Origin of the sequence: Halomonas citrativorans (genome assembly GCF_014898005.1) — a bacterium.
In the GTDB taxonomy this organism is placed as follows: Bacteria; Pseudomonadota; Gammaproteobacteria; order Pseudomonadales; family Halomonadaceae; genus Vreelandella; species Vreelandella citrativorans.
Window position 1 is genome coordinate 171,982 of record NZ_JABUYX010000003.1, and the last position, 14,344, is coordinate 186,325.

A 14,344-nucleotide genomic window follows, 5' to 3' on the forward strand; every position below is an offset into this window, starting at 1 on the left:
AGCTGGTGGGGTTTTTTGACATTTAAAACAAGGCTTAAAGGCTTGCGTTGACCACCATGCACTCCATGCCTTGCAGTTGTAGTTCACGGCAGGCTTCACGGGCGCGATGCTCATCCAAAGCCACCAGGCGAGCACGGTATACCGGCGTCTGGCCTTCAAGTGTATCCACCTCCACGCGCCCGGCCAAGTTTTGCGTTAAGCGTTGGGCCGCTTGTTGGGCCAGCTGTTGAGCCTGCCCTTGCTGGCTAAATGCACCCACCTGGATACCCCAGGCGCCGGCCGGGGGAGCTTCCACCAAGCGCTCACTTTGAATAAAGTCCTGCAAAGGGTCAGCGTTAGACGCGCGGGACGCCTCGGCCGGGCCTTCAACGGTGATCGTGGCCAGTTGCTCGTCTACGCTGGTATTAGGGGCAGGTGACAGCGTGGTCGTTTCAATACTGGCAAGCATTTGGCTTGGCGCAGGTGTTGGCGCCTTGGGGGGTGCCACGGGAGGTGTAGAACCACCAAACCCCATAAACTCCTGAGAAAAACTGGTATTGGCGACCCATGTACGCTGATCGCGCAGCTCAGCGCGCATAAAGCCTCGGTCGAGTAAATCGGCCATATGAGTATCACGCGATGAAGAGCTAAACCCTCCCATCACAATGGCAACCAGCCGCCGGCCATCATGCACGGCAGTCGTCGCGACGTTAAAACCAGAGGCACGAATAAAGCCGGTTTTTAAGCCATCAGCGCCAGGGTAGTCGCGCACCAGCCGATTATGACTGGTGTGGCGCTTGTCGCGATAAGTAAATTCCTGAAGACCGAAGTAATGGTAATACTGTGGAAAATCCTGCATGACACGCACCGAGAGCGTGAGCATGTCCCGCGCGGAGGTAATTTGCTGGTCATCAGGAAGTCCCGAGGCGTTGCGGAAGGTCGTGGCTGTCATACCTAACTCTCGCGCCTTTTCGGTCATAAGCCGCGCAAAGCGCTGCTCGCTACCGCCCAACGCTTCAGCCACCACAACGGCGACATCATTCGCCGAACGCACAGCCAGGGCGCGGATAGCGGTATCGACAGGAATCGTACTGCCCGCAGAAAGCCATAATTTGGTAGCGGGCATGGCCGCGGCCTGGGCAGAAACAGCGAGGGGCTCATTGAGCGTTAAAGTGCCACTTTCCAGCGCTTCAAAGGTCATGTACAGCGTCATCATTTTGGTCAGCGAAGCAGGATAACGCGGTGCATCCACATTTTCTGCGTATAAAACTTCACCGTTATCAAGGTCGACCACAATACCTGCGTAACGTGGATTCGCCTGCACGGTCGAGGTGGTGATGATCAATAGCAGTAACATCGTTACCGCTAGCCATGCCCTCGACGCCTTGTTATCGTTTACTCCCCTCGTCACCATGTCTGCCCCTTGATGATTCATTTACGCTGGAAACGAGACGCACACTTCTTCCTCGGCCTGCACGCGTACACCCCCGCATTGAATAATGCGCCATGAATCAGTTCCCAAGGGTAAACAACTGCAGCGCCAATGGCCCCGTCAATTCACTCTAGACTAGCACGCTCGTCGGACAATTTAACGTTTATAGCGGCATTACTCGATACGCCAGGCATAAAAAAAACCGACCCAGCTGGGTCGGTTTTCATTCTGCTTTAAAGAGGCAGCAACTAAAGATTTACTCTTCAGCAGCGGCTTCTTCAGCAACCGGACGGTCTACTAGCTCAACGTACGCCATAGGCGCGTTGTCGCCGGTGCGGAAACCGCACTTGAGAATACGGATGTAGCCACCCGGACGCTCGGCGTAACGCGGACCCAGCTCATTGAACAGCTTGCCAACGGCTTCTTTGGAACGTGTGCGAGAGAACGCCAAACGACGGTTCGCAACGCTATCCTGCTTGGCTAAGGTGATCAGCGGCTCGATAACGCGACGCAGTTCCTTGGCCTTGGGCAGGGTTGTCTTGATGACTTCATGTTCGACCAGCGAGACAGACATGTTCTTGAACATGGCCTGACGATGCGAGCTGGTGCGATTCAGATGACGACCACTCTTACGATGACGCATGGTTGTAATTCCTTACCAAACTGGGACTCAAGTCGACACTCACGCGGTGGCCTTGTCGTCCTTCAGGCTAGCGGGCGGCCAATTTTCCAACCGCATGCCGAGGGACAAGCCGCGCGCCGCCAAAACGTCCTTGATTTCATTCAAGGATTTTTTACCGAGGTTCGGTGTCTTCAACAGCTCAACTTCTGTGCGCTGGATAAGATCACCGATATAGTAAATATTCTCGGCTTTTAGGCAGTTCGCGCTGCGAACGGTCAACTCAAGATCGTCTACGGGGCGCAATAGGATTGGATCAACGTGATCTTCTTCCTCTTCGACTTCCTGCTCTTTATCAGCTTCAAGGTCGACGAAGGCGGCCAGCTGCTCTTGCAGAATGGTCGCACTGCGACGGATAGCCTCTTCCGGATCCAAAGTACCGTCGGTTTCCAGATCGATAATCAGCTTATCGAGGTCGGTGCGCTGCTCAACACGAGCGGCTTCAACCGAGTAGGAAACGCGGCGGACAGGGCTGAAGGTGGCATCCAGCTGCAGGCGGCCAATAGCACGGGTCTCTTCATCAGAGCCACGGGCGTCAGCCGGTTCGTAGCCACGACCCAGCGCTACCTTAAGCTGAATTTTCAGCTCGGCACCTTCATTGACGTGTGCAATGACGTGGTCCGGGTTGACGATTTCGACGCTATGATCAAGCGCAATGTCGCCAGCAGTGACGACGGCTGGGCCCTGCTTGTTCAGCGAGAGCACCGCCTCATCGCGGCTGTGCATCTTGATCGCAACATCTTTCAAGTTCAGGAGGATTTCGATGACATCTTCCTGCACCCCTTCGAGCGCACTGTACTCGTGCTCTACACCCGCAATTTCAGCCTCTACCACGGCAGCGCCGGGCATAGACGAAAGCAGAATGCGACGCAGTGCATTCCCCAGGGTGTGACCAAAACCACGCTCGAACGGTTCGAGAACGATTTTGGCATGATGTGCGCTGATTTCTTCGACCTTGATGTCGCGAGGACGAAGAAACTCTGTCACTGAACGCTGCATATGAACACCTTTCAGGCTGCCAAACGGATACTGAGTTCTTAAGAACCGTACTCAAGAGCATCTGGGCGGTTAGCTTTGCTATCCCGCCCAGGCTTCAAGAAGCAGATTAATTAACGCCGCTTACTTGGAGTACAGCTCGACGATCAGGTTTTCGTTGATGTCGGCAGTCAGGTCACCGCGTTCAGGCAGAGCCTTGAAAGTGCCTTCCATCTTCTTGGCGTCGATTTCAATCCAGAGGATATCGCCACGGTTGGCCGCAATGGTCAACGCGTTTTGAATACGTGCCTGATTCTTCGCCTTTTCGCGAATAGCAACAACGTCACCCGGCTTCACTTGGTAGGAAGCAACGTTAACGGTGCGGCCGTTCACGGAAATCGCCTTGTGGCTAACGAGCTGACGCGCTTCAGAGCGAGTCGAGCCGAAACCCATACGGTAGACGACGTTATCCAGTCGGGATTCAAGCAACTGCAACAATACTTCACCGGTCGCACCTTTCAGGCGAGCAGCTTCTTTGTAGTAGTTACGGAACTGTTTTTCGAGTACGCCATACATGCGACGTACTTTTTGCTTCTCACGAAGCTGCAAGCCGTAGTCTGAAAGACGCTGACGACGCTGGCCGTGTACACCCGGGATTTGCTCGGATTTACACTTTTTCTCGAAGGGAGTCACGCCACTCTTCAAAAAGAGATCGGTGCCTTCACGACGAGACAGTTTGCACTTCGGTCCAATATAACGAGCCATGAATCTGTCTCCTTAAACGCGGCGTTTCTTAGGCGGACGGCAGCCATTATGGGGAATGGGCGTCGCGTCTACGATGCTTTGCACGCGGAAGCCTGCGGCATTGAGTGCGCGCACGGCGGATTCACGACCGGGACCTGGGCCTTTAACCAGTACGTCTACGTTTTTCACACCATACTCGGCTGCAGCAGTCGCTGCACGCTCGCTTGCTACTTGAGCAGCGAACGGGGTGCTCTTGCGAGAACCACGAAAACCCGAACCACCGGCAGTTGCCCAAGAAAGAGCATTGCCCTGGCGGTCTGTGATCGTCACGATCGTGTTGTTAAAAGAGGCATGGATATGCGCAACGGCGTCCACTACCTGCTTTTTAACCTTTTTACGGTTACTACGCGGGTTAGCCATGTTGATGTCTATTCCTGTCTTTACGCCAGAACGTGCGTGTTATTTGCGGATCGGCTTACGCGGGCCCTTACGGGTGCGCGCGTTAGTCTTGGTCCGCTGACCACGCAGCGGAAGACTACGACGATGACGCAGACCACGGTAGCAGCCTAAGTCCATGAGACGCTTAATGTTCAGCGTAACATCACGACGAAGGTCGCCTTCTACGGTGTACTTACCAACTTCAGAACGCAGGGTATCCAGCTCTTCGCCAGATAGGTCCTGGATCTTGGTAGTCAGCGCGATACCGGCAGCAGCACAGATATGCTGCGCGCGAGTACGGCCAATCCCGAAGATATAGGTCAGCGAGATCGCCGCATGCTTGTTGTCCGGGATATTGACGCCTGCAATACGGGCCATCAGCTTACTCCGAAATTTGAGCGGCTTGCTCGTTTATTCATCTACAAAAGGCGCAACAGCATACCCCTTTAAATGCCCTAAGGCAAGGGGTATGCCGAACACCCACTTAAAACAACGTAGGAATTAACCCTGACGCTGCTTGTGCCGTGGTTCGATGCAGATGACGCGAACAGCGCCATTGCGACGAATGATCTTACAGTTACGGCACATTTTCTTTACGGAAGCTCGAACTTTCATCGTTCTTTCTCCAAAAACGGCTCGCGGCGCGCCAATCGTAAGGCGGCGCCTCAGCGCATGATGCCGCCGCTACCGTAGCCTTTCAGGTTGGACTTCTTCATCACCGAGTCATACTGATGCGACATGAGGTGTGACTGCACCTGAGCCATGAAGTCCATGATGACCACCACCACGATCAGGAGCGAGGTGCCGCCAAAAAAGAATGGCACATTCCACGCAACGATCAGGAACTGGGGCATCAAGGAAACCGCAGTGATATACAGGGCACCGAACAAAGTCAGACGCGTCATGACTTTGTCGATATAGCGAGCGGTCTGCTCGCCGGGGCGAATGCCCGGCAGGAACGCACCTGACTTTTTCAAATTGTCAGCTACATCCTTCGGATTGAAGACCAGCGCTGTGTAAAAGAAGCAGAAGAATACCACTGCCGCCGCGAAAAGCAAGATGTAAAGCGGTTGCCCAGGGGCTAATGCTTGTGATGCACGCTGTAACCACTCCATACCTTCACCTGCACCTACCCACTGACCAATAGAAGCCGGGAAGAGTAGGATACTGGACGCGAAGATCGCAGGAATAACACCCGCCATATTCACTTTCAAAGGCAGGTAGCTGCTTTGGCCTGCATACATCTTGTTGCCAACCTGGCGACGTGGGTAGTTCACTTTCAAGCGGCGTTGACCGCGCTCAATGAACACCACAAACGCGACGGTGGCAATACCTAGCACTGACAGCGCTAACAGCGGAAGGACATTCCAGGCCCCTTCGTTACGAGCAAGTTCAAACGCTTGCCCCACGGCACTGGGCAGCCCAGCGACGATACCAGCGAAGATCAGCAACGAAATACCGTTGCCGATGCCCTTCTCGGTAATCTGCTCACCTAGCCACATCATAAACACCGCGCCTGACACAAACGTAATCACGGCGGTGAAATAGAAGCTGAAGTCAGCGCTGTAAGCGATGCCTTGGCTAGCCAGACCGACCGACATACCGGTAGCCTGGACAAGAGCCAGTATCACCGTGCCGTAGCGGGTGTACTGGCTAATCTTGCGGCGGCCGGACTCACCTTCCTTCTTGAGCTGTTCAAGATGGGGTGAGACCGCAGTCATCAGCTGCATGATAATCGACGCAGAAATATAAGGCATTATGCCCAAAGCGAGGACGCTCATGCGCTCCAGGGCGCCACCCGAGAACATGTTAAACATGCCCAGGATGGTGCCCTGTTGCTCCCTAAACAAGGCAGCAAGCTGGTCAGGATTGATACCGGGAACGGGAATGTGGGCACCGATACGGTACACCACGATGGCGAGGAGCACGAAGCGCAAACGCGCCCACAGTTCACTCAGACCGCTGCCCATCGCCGGCATATTTCCTGACTTGGCCATTTAGTCCTCTACCTTGCCGCCAGCAGCTTCGATCGCTTCACGGGCACCTTTGGTGACCTTGATTCCACGAACGGTAACTGCCTTGTTCAGTTCGCCTGAAAGGATGATTTTCGCGTGTAGCGTTGCATCCTTCAGCACGTTGGCTTGCTTCAGTGTTTCCATAGTGACTTCGTCACCGGAAACCTTGGCAAGTTCAGCCAGGCGTATTTCTTCAGAGACCAATGATTTAGCAGACGTAAAACCGAATTTCGGCAAACGACGCTGCATGGGCATCTGACCGCCTTCGAAACCAGGCTTGACGCTACCGCCACTGCGTGATTTCTGACCTTTGTGACCACGGCCGCCGGTCTTACCAAGACCGGAACCGATACCACGACCAACGCGCTTTTCAGCGGGTTTGGAGCCCGGGGCCGGGCTTAAGGTATTAAGTTTCATGGATTACTCTCCCTCAACACGCACAAGGTAATTTACCTTGTGGATCATGCCGCGAACGGCAGGGGTGTCTTCCAGTTCAACCGAGTGACCGATGCGACGCAGGCCCAGGCCTTTCATAGTAGCCTTGTGCTTGGGCAAAACGCCGATGGTGCTGCGGATCTGGGTAACCTTGATCGTTGCTGCCATGGTGCCTTACCCCGTGATCGCGTCGACAGACAGACCGCGCTTGGCGGCGATGTCTTCCGGTGCATGCATAGCAGAGAGACCTTTAACAGTCGCTCGTACCACGTTAACCGGGTTGGTGGAACCGTAGCACTTGGCCAGTACATCGTGGACGCCAGCAAGCTCTAATACAGAGCGCATAGCACCACCGGCGATGATACCGGTACCTTCGGAGGCTGGCTGCATGTAGACCTTGGAAGCACCGTGACGGGCTTTCACAGGGTACTGCAGCGTGTTGCCTGCAAGGTTAACCTTGACCATGTTGCGACGAGCCTGGTCCATTGCTTTCTGAATTGCGACCGGCACTTCACGCGCCTTGCCACGACCGAAACCAACACGACCTTTACCATCACCTACGACGGTCAGCGCGGTGAAGCCGAAAATACGACCACCCTTGACCACCTTGGCGACGCGGTTAACCTGCACTAACTTCTCTTGCAGATCACCGTTTTGCTGTTCGTTCTTCGCCATCGTAAAACCCTTTAGAATTCCAGGCCGCCTTCACGAGCGGCGTCGGCCAGAGCCTTGACGCGACCGTGATACTTAAAGCCAGCACGGTCGAAGGCCACCTGGGTGATGCCTGCTTCTTTAGCGCGTTCAGCAATCAGAGCACCGACCTTGGAGGCCGCATCTGAGTTACCGGTCGCACCCTCGCGCAGTGCTTTGTCCAGCGTTGAAGCGCTGGCCAACACTTTGCCACCATCCGGCGAGATAATCTGCGCGTAGATGTGACGCGGGGTACGGTTGACGCACAGGCGATACACGCCCAGCTCGCGGATCTTGGCGCGAGCACGGCGGGCACGACGGAGACGAGATTCTTTCTTCGCGTTCATAACCCTGCCTTACTTCTTCTTGGCTTCTTTGCGACGCACCTGCTCGTCGGCGTACCGAACACCCTTGCCTTTATACGGCTCAGGCGGACGGAAAGCGCGGATTTCCGCGGCGCACTGACCGAGCATCTGCTTATCCGCGCTTTTCAGCACGATCACGGTGTTTTTCGGCGTTTCCGCTGTGACACCTTTCGGCAGTTCGTAGTCGACCGGGTGCGAGAAGCCCAGTGAAAGATTGAGCGTCTGGCCCTTAGCTTGGGCACGATAACCGACGCCAACAATTTCGAGAGTTTTTGTGAAACCCTCGGATACGCCCGTTACCAGGTTCTGAACCAAGGCGCGGGTAGTACCGGCCATTGCCCAGCTCTTGGCAGATTCGCTCGGGGCGAAGGTCAGCTGGCCATCTTCTTGACCAATCACCACGTCCTGGTGAATGGGCAGTGACAGCGTGCCTTGGCCGCCTTTGGCGGTCAGCTGGCTAGCATCGATTTTGATCTCGACACCAGCAGGCACTTTAACCGGATATTTCGCTATGCGGGACATTCCAGCCTCCTAGAATACGGTGCAGATGACTTCGCCACCTACACCCGCCTGGCGTGCGGCACGAGCGGTCATGACACCATTAGAGGTGGTGACAATCGCGATGCCCAGACCATCGGCAACCTTGGGCAGGTTGTCCTTGCCCTTGTACTGACGCAAAGACGGCTTGGAAACCCGCTGAATGTGCTCAATGACCGGCTTACCCTCAAAGTACTTGAGAGTCACGGTTAGTGCAGGCTTAACGCCTTCATCAACCGCAAAGTCGGTAATGTAGCCTTCTTCCTTTAGCACGCGGGCCACTTCCACTTTCAACTTGGAAGACGGCATGACTGCCGTCTCCTTGGTGGCCATCTGCGCATTGCGGATACGGGTAAACATATCCGCCAGAGTGTCTTGCATGCTCATTTAATGTGCGCTCCTGATGATTCTACGTGGCGTTACCAGCTGGACTTTTTCAGACCAGGGACGTCGCCACGCATGGCGGCTTCACGCAGCTTGTTGCGGCCAAGGCCGAACTTGTTGTAAAAACCGTGCGGACGACCCGTGATGCGGCAGCGGTTACGCTGACGTACCGGGCTTGAGTCGCGCGGCAGTTGCTGCAGCTTCAGCGTCGCCTCGAAGCGCTCTTCCTCAGACGTATTCACGCTTGAGATGATTGCCTTGAGCTCAGTACGCTTGGCCGCATACTTCTCGACCAGCTGCGTACGCTTGAGCTCACGCTCTACCATACTTTTCTTAGCCATGATCCAACCCTTATTTCTTAAACGGGAAGTTCAGTGACGCTAGCAGCGCACGACCTTCCTCGTCGGTGTTGGCAGTAGTAGTGATAGTGACGTCCAGCCCCCGAATGCGATCGATTTTATCATACTCGATCTCCGGGAAGATGATCTGCTCACGCACACCCATGGAGTAGTTGCCGCGACCGTCAAAAGACTTCGGGTTAAGACCACGGAAGTCACGCACGCGAGGAATCGCAATGTTAACCAGACGGTTCAAAAAGTCCCACATACGCTCACCGCGCAGCGTTACCTTGACACCAATCGGCCAACCTTCGCGCACCTTGAAGCCCGCGATGGACTTACGTGCTTTGGTCACCAGCGGCTTTTGACCGGACAATTTCTCCAGGTCACCGACGGCATTGTCGATCAGCTTTTTATCACTAACCGCTTCACCGATACCCATGTTCAGAGTCACTTTCGTGATCCGTGGTATCTGCATAACGTTGTTGTAGCTGAACTGCTCTTTGAGTTGAGCTACGACCTCGTTTTGATAACGTTCTTTCAAGTTCGCCATTTTGCTACCCGACTCGCGTTAGGCGTCGATCTGCGTCTGCGTCGACTTGTAGATACGTACCTTGGTACCGTCTTCCTTAACTTGGAAGCCGACGCGATCCGCCTTACCGGTCTCCGAATTGAAGATGGCTACGTTGGACGCGTGAATCGGAGCCTCACGCTCGACGATACCGCCCTGATTTCCCGCCATGGGATTCGGCTTGGTGTGACGTTTAATCATGTTCACACCCGATACCACGAAGCGGTTTTCTAATACCCGCTTAACGGTACCACGTTTGCCTTTATCCTTCCCGGCGATGACGATGACTTCATCGTCACGTTTGATCTTTTGCATATCCGCCTCGCTCCTTACAGCACTTCAGGCGCTAGGGAAATGATCTTCATGAACTTCTCATTACGAAGCTCACGAGTAACCGGCCCGAAGATGCGCGTGCCGATCGGCTGTTCGTTGGTGTTATTCAACAAAACCGCCGCATTTCCATCGAAACGGATCAGCGAACCGTCACTACGACGGACGCCACTACGGGTGCGAACCACTACCGCTTTCATGACTTGGCCTTTTTTGACCTTGCCACGCGGAATAGCTTCTTTCACCGTTACCTTAATGACGTCACCAACGCGGGCGTAGCGACGGTGTGAACCGCCTAGCACCTTGATGCACTGCACCCGGCGCGCTCCGCTGTTGTCGGCGACATCCAGCATTGTCTGAGTCTGAATCATCGGTTTTCTCCAAACCTAATCTGACTGCACTGATCGGCAGACTTTAGGTAATTAACCCTTAGCCTGCTCAACCACCTCGACCAGCGTCCAGGCTTTCTTTTTGGAAAGCGGACGGCACTCCTGAATGGAAACCGTATCGCCTGCCTTAGCCTGGTTCGCCTCATCATGGGCGTGCAGCTTGGTGGAGCGCTTAACGTATTTTCCGTAGATCGGGTGACGTTCACGACGCTCGATCATAACGACGATGGATTTATCCATCTTGTCGCTCACCACCTTACCGGTGAGCGTACGGGTTTTTTTCTCTTCGGCCATCTCAATCACCTGCCTTCTCGTTGAGCACAGTCTTAACGCGGGCGATATCCCGACGGACCTGCTTGAGCAGATGAGTCTGGCTCAGTTGGCCAGTGGCCTTCTGCATGCGCAGGTTAAACTGCTCGCGGAGTAGCTCGAGGAGCTGCTCTTTGAGCTCTCCTGCTGACTTTTCACGAATTTCCTGGGCTTTCATCACATCACCGTCCGTTTCGCAAAGGTGGTGGATAAGGGCATCTTCTGTGCGGCCAGTTCAAACGCTTCACGGGCCAGCTCTTCGGATACGCCTTCAATTTCGTACAGGACCCGACCCGGTTGGATCTGGGCTACCCAGTACTCAACAGAACCTTTACCTTTACCCATACGAACTTCGAGCGGCTTCTTGGAAATCGGCTTATCAGGGAAAACGCGGATCCAGATTTTACCGCCACGCTTAACGTGACGTGTGATCGCACGACGGCCGGCTTCGATCTGACGCGCAGTGATGCGGCCGCGACCAGTAGCTTTCAGACCGTACTCCCCGAAGCTGATCTTGCTTCCGCGATGCGCTAGGCCACGGTTGCGGCCTTTCATCATCTTGCGGAATTTCATACGCTTGGGCTGTAACATCGACTCGCTCTCCCCTTACCTGGAACCTTTCTTCTTGGGCGCGTTGCCGGCAGGCTGCTGTTGCTTAGCCTTGGCACGTACTTCCTCGATACCGCCGAGGATTTCGCCCTTGAAGATCCACACTTTAACGCCGATGACGCCATAGGTGGTGTGAGCTTCGTAAGTGGCGTAGTCGATGTCCGCACGCAGAGTGTGCAGCGGAACGCGACCTTCGCGGTACCATTCGGTACGTGCGATTTCGGCACCACCAAGACGACCTGACAGCTGAATCTTGATGCCGCCAGCGCCAAGACGCATTGCGTTCTGTACCGCGCGCTTCATGGCACGACGGAACATGACGCGACGCTCAAGCTGACCCGCTACGTTAGCAGCGACTAGCTTGGCATCCAGCTCTGGCTTGCGAACTTCTTCGATGTTCACATGAACCGCAACGCCCATCATTTCGGTAAGATCGCGACGCAGACGGTCGACATCTTCACCTTTTTTACCAATCACGATACCCGGACGGGCAGTGTGAATGGTGATGCGGGCATTGTTAGCCGGACGCTCGATGTGAATGCGGCTTACGGAAGCGCTTTTAAGACGCTCTTCCAGGAAGCTGCGCACTTCGAGATCGTTATTGAGCTTATCGGCATAGGCGCCGCGCTCGGCATACCAGACAGAAGCATGGTCTTTGACGATGCCCAGTCGAATGCCTGTTGGATTGACTTTCTGACCCATCTGGTCGACTCCTACTTCTCGGCTACCTTGACGGTGATGTGGCAGGTGCGCTTCAAGATACGATCCGCACGGCCTTTGGCGCGCGGCTTGATACGCTTGAGCGTCATGCCCTCATCGACGCAGATGGTCGAGACACGCAGCTCGTCGATGTCCATGCCGTTATTTTCTTCCGCATTCGCGATGGCGGACTGAAGCACTTTCTTGACCAGTTTGGCAGCCTTCTTCGGTGAGAAGGTCAGCAGGTCAATAGCTTCGGCGACCGGTTTACCGCGCACCTGGTCAGCCACCAAACGGGCCTTCTGTGCGGATAAAGCAGCGCCACTCAGCTTAGCTGTGACTTCCATCTCTAAATCCTCTCTGGCTTACCGTTTGGCTTTCTTGTCCGCCACATGCCCGCGATATGTGCGAGTAGCAGCGAATTCGCCAAGTTTATGACCCACCATTTCCTCGGAGACGTGCACCGGGACATGCTGGCGTCCGTTATGGACCGCAATAGTCAGACCTACCATATTGGGCAGGATCATCGAACGACGCGACCAGGTCTTGATCGGTTTACGGTCGTTCTTCTCCACTGCAGCCTCTACCTTCTTCAAAAGATGAAGGTCAATGAAGGGACCTTTCTTTAGTGAACGTGGCACAGCCGTTACCTCTTAAGTTCTTGGCAATTTCGATTAACGCGTCTTGTTACGACGACGGATAATCAGCTTGTCGGTGCGCTTGTTCTTACGCGTCTTGTGACCCTTAGTCGGCATGCCCCACGGGGATACCGGGTGACGACCACCGCTAGAGCGGCCTTCACCACCACCGTGCGGGTGGTCTACCGGGTTCATCGCGACACCGCGAACAGTCGGACGCACGCCTCTCCAGCGCTTCGCACCGGCCTTGCCAAGTTGACGCAGGCTGTGCTCGGAGTTGCTCACTTCACCCAGCGTTGCGCGGCACTCAGCCAGGATCTTACGCATTTCGCCAGAGCGAAGACGCAAGGTGGCGTAGTTACCTTCACGAGCAACCAGCTGAGCGCTAGTACCGGCACTGCGAGCAATCTGCGCGCCTTTACCCGGCTTCAGTTCGATACCGTGAACGGTAGAACCAAGCGGAATGTTGCGCAGCGGCAAGGCATTGCCTTTTTTGATGGGCGCGTTGACACCAGATTCCAGCACGTCACCCGCGCTGACACCTTTCGGTGCAATGATGTAACGACGCTCGCCATCTGCATATTTCAATAGTGCAATATGCGCGCTACGGTTCGGATCGTGCTCAAGACGCTCAACAGTGGCTGGAATGCCATCTTTGGTGCGTTTGAAGTCGATCAAACGGTAGTGCTGACGGTGACCACCGCCCACGTGGCGGGTGGTGATGCGACCGTTATTATTACGGCCACCGGACTTGGACTGTTTTTCCAAAAGCGGTGCATACGCACGGCCCTTGTACAGCCCCTCGCCAACGATCTTGACGACGTGGCGACGACCGGCGGATGTGGGTTTGGTCTTGACGATTGCCATTATCCGTACTCCTGCCCTTATTCGGCGCCAGAGAAGTCTTCGAGCGTTTCACCCGCAGCCAGGGTCACATACGCTTTGCGGTAACCCTTACGCAGGCCAACGCCGTGTGCAGTACGTTTGGTTTTACCCTTAACGTTCAACACTTGAACGCTGCCGACCTGTTTGCCGAACAGTATTTCAACGGCTTTCTTGATCTCGGGCTTGGTAGCATCAGATGCCACCTTGAAAACGTACTGGTTGCGCTCTGCAGCCATCGCGGCCTTTTCGGTCACGTGCGGTCCAAGCAGAACCTTGAATACGCGTTCCTGGTTCATGCCAGCTTCTCCTCGAATTTACGCAGGGCGGAGACGGTGACCAGGACCTTATCAAAGGCAACCAGGCTCACCGGGTCAGCTGCCGCGACATCCACCACGTCAACGTGGGGAAGGTTGCGTGCGGCTAGATAGAGCGTTTCGTCCATTTCTTCAGTGACGATCAACACTTTCTCAAGGTTGAGCTCTTTCAGCTTGGCAGCTACCTGCTTGGTCTTGGGCGCTTCGACGCTGAACTCTTCAATTGCGACTAAACGCTCTTGACGGACAAGTTCAGACAGGATGGAGCGCATCGCCGCGCGGTACATTTTGCGGTTAACCTTCTGGGTATAGTCTTGCGGACGTGCCGCGAAGGTTACGCCGCCACTGCGCCACAGCGGAGAACGGATGGTACCAGCACGTGCACGACCGGTACCTTTCTGACGCCACGGTTTTTTACCACCACCGCGAACATCGGAACGGCTCTTTTGAGCGCTAGTACCTTGACGGCCACCAGCCAAATAGGCGGTAACAACCTGGTGAACTAGCGCTTCGTTGAATTCTTTGCCAAAAGTGGCGTCGGCTACTTCAACGGTACCCGTGCCTGCAGCAAGATTCAGATTCATTGGTA

27 protein-coding genes are annotated in these 14,344 nt (G+C 55.0%); all 27 read right to left on the minus strand.

Translation table 11 applies throughout. From position 1 onward, the window contains the following. Positions 1-34: 34 nt before the first annotated feature. Entirely contained in the window at positions 35-1,393 is a 1,359-nt protein-coding gene (locus INT20_RS05815) for a D-alanyl-D-alanine carboxypeptidase family protein (protein WP_407647882.1), read from the minus strand. 274 nt (positions 1,394-1,667) lie between these two features. Beyond that, positions 1,668-2,054 (minus strand): 50S ribosomal protein L17, encoded by a 387-nt coding sequence (rplQ, locus tag INT20_RS05820; protein WP_018917717.1) that lies wholly within the window; start codon positions 2,052-2,054, stop codon positions 1,668-1,670. Positions 2,055-2,093: 39 nt separating this feature from the next. Next, the gene (locus INT20_RS05825) at positions 2,094-3,089 is read right to left on the minus strand and encodes a DNA-directed RNA polymerase subunit alpha (protein WP_172117703.1); all 996 of its coding nucleotides are present in this window, start codon (positions 3,087-3,089) and stop codon (positions 2,094-2,096) included. A 120-nt stretch (positions 3,090-3,209) separates the two neighbouring features. Further along, the gene (rpsD, locus tag INT20_RS05830; RefSeq protein WP_087108925.1) at positions 3,210-3,830 is read right to left on the minus strand and encodes a 30S ribosomal protein S4; all 621 of its coding nucleotides are present in this window, start codon (positions 3,828-3,830) and stop codon (positions 3,210-3,212) included. Between the two features lie 12 nt (positions 3,831-3,842). Then, a complete protein-coding gene (gene rpsK, locus INT20_RS05835; RefSeq protein WP_009099028.1) occupies positions 3,843-4,229 on the minus strand; it encodes a 30S ribosomal protein S11 in 387 nt (128 codons plus the stop codon). Positions 4,230-4,268: 39 nt separating this feature from the next. Further along, a complete protein-coding gene (gene rpsM / locus INT20_RS05840) occupies positions 4,269-4,625 on the minus strand; it encodes a 30S ribosomal protein S13 (protein WP_192536496.1) in 357 nt (118 codons plus the stop codon). Between the two features lie 123 nt (positions 4,626-4,748). Then, positions 4,749-4,862, minus strand: a complete 114-nt coding sequence (gene rpmJ / locus INT20_RS05845) for a 50S ribosomal protein L36 (protein WP_009099023.1) — start codon at positions 4,860-4,862, stop codon at positions 4,749-4,751. Positions 4,863-4,912: 50 nt separating this feature from the next. Next, positions 4,913-6,244: a preprotein translocase subunit SecY gene (gene secY, locus INT20_RS05850; protein ID WP_087108929.1), complete on the minus strand. Its 1,332-nt coding sequence runs from the start codon at positions 6,242-6,244 to the stop codon at positions 4,913-4,915. Then, positions 6,245-6,679, minus strand: a complete 435-nt coding sequence (gene rplO, locus INT20_RS05855) for a 50S ribosomal protein L15 (protein WP_193053640.1) — start codon at positions 6,677-6,679, stop codon at positions 6,245-6,247. Positions 6,680-6,682: 3 nt separating this feature from the next. Then, the gene (gene rpmD / locus INT20_RS05860; protein WP_087108933.1) at positions 6,683-6,865 is read right to left on the minus strand and encodes a 50S ribosomal protein L30; all 183 of its coding nucleotides are present in this window, start codon (positions 6,863-6,865) and stop codon (positions 6,683-6,685) included. 6 nt (positions 6,866-6,871) lie between these two features. Next, positions 6,872-7,372, minus strand: coding sequence for a 30S ribosomal protein S5 (gene rpsE / locus INT20_RS05865; protein ID WP_172117708.1), 501 nt, complete (start codon positions 7,370-7,372; stop codon positions 6,872-6,874). A gap of 11 nt (positions 7,373-7,383) precedes the next feature. After that, positions 7,384-7,734 (minus strand): 50S ribosomal protein L18, encoded by a 351-nt coding sequence (gene rplR, locus INT20_RS05870; RefSeq protein WP_008959159.1) that lies wholly within the window; start codon positions 7,732-7,734, stop codon positions 7,384-7,386. Between the two features lie 9 nt (positions 7,735-7,743). After that, positions 7,744-8,274 carry a 50S ribosomal protein L6 gene (gene rplF, locus INT20_RS05875; protein ID WP_193053641.1) on the minus strand — a complete coding sequence of 177 codons (531 nt, stop codon included), beginning with the start codon at positions 8,272-8,274 and terminating at the stop codon, positions 7,744-7,746. A gap of 9 nt (positions 8,275-8,283) precedes the next feature. Further along, entirely contained in the window at positions 8,284-8,676 is a 393-nt protein-coding gene (gene rpsH / locus INT20_RS05880) for a 30S ribosomal protein S8 (RefSeq protein WP_172117710.1), read from the minus strand. A gap of 32 nt (positions 8,677-8,708) precedes the next feature. Continuing rightward, on the minus strand, positions 8,709-9,014 hold the full coding sequence (gene rpsN, locus INT20_RS05885) for a 30S ribosomal protein S14 (protein WP_172117711.1): 306 nt from the start codon (positions 9,012-9,014) through the stop codon (positions 8,709-8,711). A gap of 10 nt (positions 9,015-9,024) precedes the next feature. Continuing rightward, a complete protein-coding gene (gene rplE / locus INT20_RS05890; protein ID WP_193053642.1) occupies positions 9,025-9,564 on the minus strand; it encodes a 50S ribosomal protein L5 in 540 nt (179 codons plus the stop codon). An 18-nt stretch (positions 9,565-9,582) separates the two neighbouring features. Continuing rightward, the gene (gene rplX / locus INT20_RS05895) at positions 9,583-9,897 is read right to left on the minus strand and encodes a 50S ribosomal protein L24 (RefSeq protein WP_009723895.1); all 315 of its coding nucleotides are present in this window, start codon (positions 9,895-9,897) and stop codon (positions 9,583-9,585) included. Positions 9,898-9,911: 14 nt separating this feature from the next. Further along, positions 9,912-10,283 carry a 50S ribosomal protein L14 gene (rplN, locus tag INT20_RS05900; protein ID WP_172117712.1) on the minus strand — a complete coding sequence of 124 codons (372 nt, stop codon included), beginning with the start codon at positions 10,281-10,283 and terminating at the stop codon, positions 9,912-9,914. 51 nt (positions 10,284-10,334) lie between these two features. Beyond that, a complete protein-coding gene (gene rpsQ / locus INT20_RS05905; protein ID WP_009723897.1) occupies positions 10,335-10,595 on the minus strand; it encodes a 30S ribosomal protein S17 in 261 nt (86 codons plus the stop codon). Between the two features lies 1 nt (position 10,596). Continuing rightward, positions 10,597-10,788 carry a 50S ribosomal protein L29 gene (rpmC, locus tag INT20_RS05910; RefSeq protein WP_027337514.1) on the minus strand — a complete coding sequence of 64 codons (192 nt, stop codon included), beginning with the start codon at positions 10,786-10,788 and terminating at the stop codon, positions 10,597-10,599. Next, the gene (rplP, locus tag INT20_RS05915) at positions 10,788-11,201 is read right to left on the minus strand and encodes a 50S ribosomal protein L16 (protein ID WP_007112000.1); all 414 of its coding nucleotides are present in this window, start codon (positions 11,199-11,201) and stop codon (positions 10,788-10,790) included. Before rplP ends, rpmC begins: the two co-directional genes overlap by 1 nt. Positions 11,202-11,216: 15 nt before the next feature. Beyond that, positions 11,217-11,921 (minus strand): 30S ribosomal protein S3, encoded by a 705-nt coding sequence (rpsC, locus tag INT20_RS05920; RefSeq protein WP_193053643.1) that lies wholly within the window; start codon positions 11,919-11,921, stop codon positions 11,217-11,219. Positions 11,922-11,932: 11 nt separating this feature from the next. Then, entirely contained in the window at positions 11,933-12,265 is a 333-nt protein-coding gene (rplV, locus tag INT20_RS05925) for a 50S ribosomal protein L22 (protein ID WP_009723900.1), read from the minus strand. An 18-nt stretch (positions 12,266-12,283) separates the two neighbouring features. After that, complete coding sequence (gene rpsS / locus INT20_RS05930; RefSeq protein WP_027337511.1) at positions 12,284-12,559, minus strand: 30S ribosomal protein S19; 276 nt, start codon at positions 12,557-12,559, stop codon at positions 12,284-12,286. Positions 12,560-12,592: 33 nt separating this feature from the next. After that, positions 12,593-13,423 carry a 50S ribosomal protein L2 gene (gene rplB, locus INT20_RS05935; protein ID WP_193053644.1) on the minus strand — a complete coding sequence of 277 codons (831 nt, stop codon included), beginning with the start codon at positions 13,421-13,423 and terminating at the stop codon, positions 12,593-12,595. A gap of 17 nt (positions 13,424-13,440) precedes the next feature. Then, a complete protein-coding gene (gene rplW / locus INT20_RS05940; RefSeq protein WP_087108950.1) occupies positions 13,441-13,737 on the minus strand; it encodes a 50S ribosomal protein L23 in 297 nt (98 codons plus the stop codon). Continuing rightward, entirely contained in the window at positions 13,734-14,339 is a 606-nt protein-coding gene (gene rplD, locus INT20_RS05945) for a 50S ribosomal protein L4 (RefSeq protein WP_193053645.1), read from the minus strand. The genes rplW and rplD overlap by 4 nt, the downstream gene beginning before the upstream one ends. Positions 14,340-14,344 lie beyond the last annotated feature (5 nt).